Source organism: Desulfovibrio sp. 1188_IL3213 (genome assembly GCF_036763145.1).
In the GTDB taxonomy this organism is placed as follows: Bacteria; Desulfobacterota; Desulfovibrionia; order Desulfovibrionales; family Desulfovibrionaceae; genus Desulfovibrio.
The window spans coordinates 1-967 of record NZ_JBAIYR010000643.1 but is presented as its reverse complement, the minus strand read 5'-3'; the positions used below and the strand labels follow the sequence as shown (position 1 = coordinate 967).

2 protein-coding genes are annotated in these 967 nt (G+C 61.3%); both read right to left on the bottom strand.

The annotated features are described in order from the left end of the window. Nucleotides 1–669: M23 family peptidase (locus V6C16_RS14245; protein ID WP_333543556.1), on the bottom strand; the 669-nt coding region annotated here is incomplete at its 3' end. Next, a partial coding sequence (locus tag V6C16_RS14240) for an exodeoxyribonuclease VII large subunit (protein ID WP_333543555.1) occupies nucleotides 666–967 on the bottom strand: 302 nt, incomplete at its 5' end. The genes V6C16_RS14240 and V6C16_RS14245, both read right to left, overlap by 4 nt.

Genomic DNA, 967 nt, shown 5'->3' with positions numbered 1-967 from the left:
TTCGGCGCCCCGGAAGTCAATCTCCCTGTGCAGACCGCGCGGCTGACCGTTGAACACGCGCTTCAGGCCAAAAAGGCTGGAAACGCCGCCGGGTACGGGCCTGTCAAAGGGCAGCGTCCACAGGCGCTCGGGCGTATACTGCGCAAGGGTCTTGCGCACAAGCTCCCGGTCGGCCTTGATTCGCGCCATCTGCGCTGCGGGCGGATCCACATATTTTTTATCCACAGTAAGTTTCTGCACAGGACGGTCTTTGTCATACAGACGAATAGCCTGAGTGGCCGCCTGAGCGGCAGTGCCGGATTTTTTTGCGCTGACCTGCCCTGCGGCAAGGCTCACGCCAAGAGTGAGATCACTTTCCTTGACGTCCAGAGGCACGGGCAGAAGAATGACGGCCTGCCAGCGCTGTGCCGCGCCGGGGGCAGATGCCGCGGGCAGGGCCGTGGCCGCATACTTTTTTCCCATCCAGTGAAAGCTGAAAGCCGGTACGGCTTCGCTGCTGACGGCCAAGGCCAGAAAGGCGTCGCCTCTGGCGACTGTGGCCGGGGCCTCAAGGCTTATCCGCGGAGCGGCCAGAACAGGAGTGCCTGAAAAAAACACCAGGGCGAGCAGCACTGGCAGCAGCGCGGCAAATACCCTGCACGCAGGCTGTATATAGAGAATATTTTTCATATCTTTTTCCTTTTTCCTCGTCCGGGGCGGTGTACGCTGCCGACCACGGCAGCCAGGCTGCCGTCAGTCAGGCGCACCTCTATTTCCGTGCCGGGCGGGGTTGTTTCCACAGAGCGCACAAGGCTGCCGCCGACGCTTACCAAAGCGTAACCGCGAGAAAGCGGCATGAGGGGATCGCCAGCCTCAAGGGCCGCCCCAAGAATGTCCAGACTGTGCTCATGCTGGGCCACATGATTTCTGGCTGCATTTTGCAATCGCTGGGCGGCGTTGTTCAGGGCGCGTTCCCGGTCGTCCGTCA